The organism is Georgenia sp. Z1344, assembly GCF_049856295.1.
In the GTDB taxonomy this organism is placed as follows: domain Bacteria; phylum Actinomycetota; class Actinomycetes; order Actinomycetales; family Actinomycetaceae; genus JB111.
Genome location: NZ_JBNDMZ010000012.1, coordinates 22,900 through 28,899 on the forward strand (window position 1 = coordinate 22,900; position 6,000 = coordinate 28,899).

General features: G+C 72.5%; 5 protein-coding genes. All 5 read left to right on the plus strand.

Annotation, left to right across the window (positions count from 1 at the left end; all coding sequences use genetic code 11):
- The first annotated feature begins 98 nt into the window (after positions 1-98).
- Positions 99-1,088 carry a ribokinase gene (locus tag ACPYO6_RS13525; protein WP_425715271.1) on the plus strand — a complete coding sequence of 330 codons (990 nt, stop codon included), beginning with the start codon at positions 99-101 and terminating at the stop codon, positions 1,086-1,088.
- A complete protein-coding gene (locus tag ACPYO6_RS13530; RefSeq protein WP_425715272.1) occupies positions 1,085-2,032 on the plus strand; it encodes a LacI family DNA-binding transcriptional regulator in 948 nt (315 codons plus the stop codon). Before ACPYO6_RS13525 ends, ACPYO6_RS13530 begins: the two co-directional genes overlap by 4 nt.
- Positions 2,033-2,189: 157 nt before the next feature.
- Positions 2,190-3,737, plus strand: coding sequence for a sugar ABC transporter ATP-binding protein (locus ACPYO6_RS13535; protein ID WP_425715273.1), 1,548 nt, complete (start codon positions 2,190-2,192; stop codon positions 3,735-3,737).
- Positions 3,734-4,882, plus strand: coding sequence for an ABC transporter permease (locus ACPYO6_RS13540; protein ID WP_425715274.1), 1,149 nt, complete (start codon positions 3,734-3,736; stop codon positions 4,880-4,882). The genes ACPYO6_RS13535 and ACPYO6_RS13540 overlap by 4 nt, the downstream gene beginning before the upstream one ends.
- 13 nt (positions 4,883-4,895) lie before the next feature.
- On the plus strand, positions 4,896-5,942 hold the full coding sequence (locus tag ACPYO6_RS13545) for a substrate-binding domain-containing protein (RefSeq protein WP_425715275.1): 1,047 nt from the start codon (positions 4,896-4,898) through the stop codon (positions 5,940-5,942).
- The last annotated feature ends 58 nt before the right edge of the window (positions 5,943-6,000 follow it).

Genomic DNA, 6,000 nt, shown 5'->3' on the forward strand with positions numbered 1-6,000 from the left:
AAGGCGGCGCGCCGGGGCGCGACCAGGGTTGACCAGCGGCGGCGCACCGGCTTAACGTTCGCGAGTAATCGATTTCCGAGCGACCGACGGACGTGACGATGACGCACACCGAACGGGCCCAGGTATGCGTGGTGGCCTCCTTCATGTACGACATGGTGGCGACCGCGCCGCGCCGCCCCGCGCCGGGCGAGACCCTCGTCGGCACGGGCTTCGCCACGTTCGTCGGGGGCAAGGGATTCAACCAGGCGGTCGCCGCGGCCCGGGCCGGGGCGCGCACGGCGGCCGTCGGCCGGGTCGGCGAGGACCACTTCGCCACCGAGTTCCGGGACTTCATGTCCGCCGAGGGCATCGACGCCGCCGGGGTGGCGAGCGACGCGGAGAACGGCACCGGCGTCGGCCTGCCCGTGGTCGTCGAGGGTGGCCAGAACTCGATCATCATCGTGCCCAGGGCCAACGAGGCCGTGACCACCGAGGACGTCGAGGGGGCCCGGGCGACCATCGAGAGCGCCGACGTCCTGCTCCTCCAGCTCGAGATCCCGCTCCCCGCGGTGCGCCTCGCGGCCGAGATCGCCCGCGGCGCCGGCACCCGGGTCGTCCTCAACCCCGCGCCGTTCGTCGACGTCCCGCGCGAGATCCTCGACCTCGTCGACGTGCTCGTCCCCAACGAGGTCGAGCTCGGTCAGCTCGTCCCGGGGGAGCCGGACCTCGCGGACGCCGCCCTCGCGCTGCGGCGCTCCTCGGGGTGCGTCGTCGTCGTGACGTGCGGGAGCGCGGGTGTCCTCGTCGTCGACTCCGACGCCGCCCCCCGCCGGCTCGACGCCCACCGCGTCGAGGTCGTCGACACGATCGGCGCGGGGGACGCGTTCTGCGGCAACCTCGCCGCCCGCCTCGCGCTCGGCGATGACCTCGACACCGCCATCGGCCTCGCCAACGCCGCCGGCGCACTGTCCGTCACGCGTCCCGGCGGCGCGCCGTCCGCGCCCACCGCCGCCGAGACCGCACGGCTCGCGGCGGTCGACCCCGTCCAGGGCGGCCCCGCCCAGGTCGACCCCGTCCAGGTCGAACCCGTCCAGGGCGGCCAGGCATGACCCGCATCGTCGACGTCGCCGAGCGCGCCGGTGTGTCGACCGCAACCGTCTCCCGCGTCCTCAACGGCGCGAAGGTGCGGGACGACCTCGCGGAGGCCGTCCGCCGGGCGGTCGACGAGCTCGGCTACAGCGCCAACCGGACGGCTCGTTCCCTGCGTCGGCAGTCGAGCGACGTCGTCGCGCTCATCATCCCCGACGTCGAGAACCCGTTCTTCACGTCCGTCGCCCGCGGCGTCGAGGACGTGGCCCAGGCGGCCGGCCTCTCGCTCGTCCTGTGCAACACCGACGACGACGACGAGAAGGAGCGCCGCTACCTCGCCGTGGCGGAGTCCGAGAACATGGCGGGCATCATCCTCGCGCCCGCGGGCGAGGCCCCCGACCTCTCGCGACTCGTGCGGCGCTCCCGGGCGGTGGTCGTCATCGACCGCGAGGTGGGGTGCGCGGTCGACCACGTGCTGTTCGACAACGTCGCGCTCGGTCGGCAGGCCACCGAGCAGCTCATCGCGCGTGGGCATCGCGACATCGCCTGCATCACCGGGCCGCGCTCGACCACGACGGCGGTCGAGCGCGCCGCCGGCTGGCGGGCCGCGCTCGAGGACGCGGGGTGGCCGGCCGACCGGCTCGTCCACGCGAACTTCCGGGTCGACGGCGGACGCTCGGCGATGACCGAGCTGCTCGCGGGCGACCGGCCCCCGGACGCGGTGCTCGCGACCAACAACCTCGTCGGCGTGGGCGTGCTCCAGATCCTCGCCGGCTGGTCGGGCCCGCGCATCGAGGTCGGCATCATCGGCGATCTCCCCTTCGCGACCTCCGACGTGGCGGACGTGGCCCAGGTCCCGCTCAACCCCAGGGAGATGGGCGTGGCCGCCGCGCAGCGACTCGTCGACCGGATCCGCGGCACCGCGGGCGAGCCCGAGCGGCACGTCCTCGACCTGGGGACATGACCGGGCGGCGCCAGGCGACGCTCCGGCGGAACGTGCTTGCGCCGCACCGGGCGGGAGCGTAACGTGCCAGAAAGTAATCGATTACAGATACCGAACTACCAACGGGGGTAGCGTGCGGTCGACCGACCAGCCGGGTCACGGGACACCAGTCCTCCAGATGACCGGCATCGCCAAGAGCTTCGGGGGCATCCATGCCCTCAAGGGCGTGGACCTCGAGGTCCGCTCCGGCGAGGTGCTCGCGCTGCTCGGGGAGAACGGCGCCGGCAAGTCGACCCTGATGAACGTCCTCGCGGGCGTCGTCGCGCCGGACGCCGGCCGGATCGTGGTCGGGGAGACCGAGCGCCGCTTCGCCTCGCCGTCGGACGCCCAGGACGCGGGCGTCGCGATGATCCACCAGGAGCTCGACCTCGTGCCCGGCGCGAGCGTCACCGACAACCTCTTCCTCGGAGCGGAGAAGCGCCGCCTCGGCCTGCTCGACCGCCGCGGCATGGAGCGCGAGACGAAGGAGCTCCTCGACGAGGTGGGTATCCGCATCTCGCCGTCCCGGCACGTCGGCACGATGCGCGTCGGCGAGCAGCAGATGGTCGCGATCGCCAAGGCGCTGCGCCAGGACGCCCGCATCCTCGTCATGGACGAGCCCACCTCCGCGCTCTCCGAGACCGAGGTGGCCCGCCTCTTCGAGATCGTCCCGGGGCTCCGGCGCCGCGGCGTCGCTGTCATCTTCATCTCCCACCGCATGGACGAGATCGCCCAGATCGCGGACCGCGGCGCGGTCATGCGGGACGGCGAGAACGTCGGCACCTTCGACGTCGCGACGACGAGCCCCTCGGACGTCATCCGCCTGATGATCGGCAAACCCCTCGACCAGGTCTACCCCGACCGCGTCCAGCCCGAGCCGGACGTGCGGCTGCGACTGCGCGACCTCCGGCTCGACGGCGGGGTCGACATCTCCCGCAGCGAGCCCAACGGCATCGGCCTCGAGGTCCGCCGGGGCGAGGTCCTCGGCCTGGCCGGACTGCTCGGTGCCGGGCGCAGCGAGCTCCTCGAGGCGGTCTTCGGCCTCGGCGGCTCACGGCTGCGCGGGGACGTCGAGCTCGACGGCGAGAAGGTGACGATCCGCTCCCCGCGTGACGCCATGGCGCACGGCATCGGGTTCGTCCCCGAGGACCGGCGCGCGGCCGGGCTCAACATGCACGCCACCGTCGGCGCCAACATCGCCATCAGCGTCCTCGAGCGCCTCGCCACCCTCGGCTGGCGCTCGCGGACGAAGGAGCGCGCGGCCGTCACCCGCGCCGTCGAGTCGCTGCGGATCAAGACCCGCTCGCAGGACACGATCGTGCGCACGCTGTCCGGCGGCAACCAGCAGAAGGTCGTCTTCGGCCGCAACATGCTGCGCGAGCCGCGCGTGCTGCTGCTCGACGAGCCCACGCGCGGCGTCGACGTCGGCGCCAAGTCCGAGATCTACCGCCTCCTCGCGGAGCTCTCGGCCGACGGCGTGGCCGTCGTCATGGCCTCCTCGGAGCTCCCCGAGCTCATCGGGGCGTGCGACCGCATCGCCGTGCTGCGCGAGGGGCGCGTGGTCACGGTGGTCGACGCCGACGAGGCCACCGAGGAGTCGTTGCTCGCCGCCGCGGGCATGGAGCACCGCCGGCCCGTGGCCGCCGCGGCCACCACCAGCGTCGAGGAGACGGGGGAGAACCGATGAACGACAGGACAGGTGCAGGTCCGGCGACCGCGGGGGCGAGCGCCGCGGGTGCCACGGCGACGGGATCGTCGGCGGGGGCCGGGGCCGGGGACGGCGGGACGCCGACGACGACGGGTCCGTCGTCGTCGGGCACGTCCGGGTCCTCGGCGGCCCCGAAGCGCCGGCGGATCCGGATCCCGGAGAAGTTCTTCGCCCTCCAGAGCTACGTCGCCCTCCTGCTCGTGTTCGTCGCCGCGATCGCGTTCTCGCCCAGGCGCGGCGGGGAGATCGTCTTCCTCGGCAGCGACAACCTGCTCAACATCGTCCGTGCCACGTCCGAGATCGGGATCATCGCCATCGGGATGACCTTCGTCATCCTCATCGGCGGCATCGACCTGTCCGTGGGCTCGGTGCTCGGCATGTCCGCGACCGGCGTGGCGAGCCTGCTCATGGTCAACCAGATGGGCGTGGTCCCGGCCGTCCTCATCATCCTCGCGCTGGCCACCACGTTCGGCGCGCTGCAGGGGACGATCACCGCGACGTTCGGGATACAGGCCTTCATCGTCACGCTCGCCGGCCTGCAGATCGCCCGCGGCATCGCGCGCATCTGGTCCGGCGGCCAGGGCATCCCCATCGCGTACGGGGAGGGCTCCGGCACGGCCCCGGACTCGTTCGCCCTGCTCAACTCGCGCACGTTCAACGGCACCGTGCCGATCCCGGCGCTCATCTTCCTCGCGGTCGCGGTGATCGCGATCCTCGTGGCCCGCAACACCGTGTTCGGCCGGCACGTCTATGCCATCGGCGGCAACGAGCGCGCCGCCCGCCTGTCCGGCGTGCCGGTCCGCCGGGTGAAGATCGCGGTCTTCGCCATCGCCGGCATGCTCGCCGGCCTCGCCGGGATCATCCAGGCCGGCCAGCTCAACCAGGGCAGTCCCAACGCCGGCATCAGCTACGAGCTCGACGCCATCGCGGCGGTCGTCATCGGCGGCACGAGCCTCATGGGCGGAGTCGGCACGGTCGCGGGCACGGTCGCCGGCGCCCTGCTCATCGGGATCCTCAAGAACGTCCTCGCCCTCAACAACATCGACTCCAACATCCAGCTCCTCATCACCGGATTCATCATCATCGTCGCGGCGGGCATCCAGACCTTCCGTGCGCGCACCTAACAGGAGGTACGTCATGACAACACGCAACACTCTTGCCCGACGGCGCTGGTCGGCGGTCCTCGCGGGCGGCGCGATCATGCTGACCGCCGCGTGCGGCACCGAGTCCGACGCACCCGGCGTGGACGACGGCGGCGAGGCCGGGTCCGGTGGCGGCGGTGGCGGCGGCGAGTGCGCCGGCGCCGACGGCGAGTACCTCATCGGCATGAGCCAGGCCAACGTGGCCGAGCCCTACCGCCAGCAGATGGACGACGACATCCGCGCGGCCGCCGAGGAGATCGACCAGTTCGAGGTCGTCTTCGCCGACGCCGCGCAGGACAACGCGCAGCAGGTCTCCGACGTCGAGAACTTCCTCACCCAGGGCATCGACCTGCTGATGATCAGCCCCAACGAGGCCGCGCCGCTGACCGACGTGGTCCAGCGGGCCTACGACGAGGGCATCCCGGTCATCGTGCTCGACCGCCGGGTCGAGGGCGAGGCCTTCACCCAGTACATCGGCGCCGACAACTTCGAGATCGGCCGCGCCGCGGGCGAGTACGTGGCGTCCGAGCTGCTGCCCGACGGCGGTACCGTCGCCGAGCTCGCCGGCCTGCCCGGCTCGACGCCCGCGCAGGAGCGGGCCGAGGGCTTCCGCGAGGGCATCGCGGGCACGGACGGCATCGAGATCATCGCCGAGGGCACCGGCGACTGGCTGCGCGAGCTCGGCCAGAGCCAGGCCGAGGGCATCCTCCAGGCCAACGAGGACATCGACGTCTTCTACGCCCACAACGACCCGATGGCCGAGGGCGCCTACCTGGCCGCGCAGGCCGCCGGCCGCGAGGGCGACATCGAGTTCATCGGCATCGACGGGCTCCCGATCCCGTCCGGTGGTATCCGGGCCGTCGAGGAGGGCCGTCTCTCGGCCACGTTCGTCTACCCGACCGGCGGCGTCGAGGCCGTCGAGTCGGCCGAGCAGATCCTCATCAACTGCGAGGAGGTCGAGACCGAGCAGATCCTCGAGACCCAGCTCGTCACGCAGGACAACGCCGCCGACGTCTACACCGAGCTCGGCGGGCAGGAGTAGGAGCGCGACGCGGCTGAGGGGGACGCAGACCCACCCCACCCGAAACAACCGCCGCAAA

Bases quoted from the DNA above. Each gene is read 5' to 3' on its own strand.
- ACPYO6_RS13525 (WP_425715271.1), top strand. From the start codon at position 99: ATGACGCACACCGAACGGGCCCAGGTATGCGTGGTGGCCTCCTTCATG.
- ACPYO6_RS13530 (WP_425715272.1), top strand. From the start codon at position 1,085: ATGACCCGCATCGTCGACGTCGCCGAGCGCGCCGGTGTGTCGACCGCA.
- ACPYO6_RS13535 (WP_425715273.1), top strand. From the start codon at position 2,190: ATGACCGGCATCGCCAAGAGCTTCGGGGGCATCCATGCCCTCAAGGGC.
- ACPYO6_RS13540 (WP_425715274.1), top strand. From the start codon at position 3,734: ATGAACGACAGGACAGGTGCAGGTCCGGCGACCGCGGGGGCGAGCGCC.
- ACPYO6_RS13545 (WP_425715275.1), top strand. From the start codon at position 4,896: ATGACAACACGCAACACTCTTGCCCGACGGCGCTGGTCGGCGGTCCTC.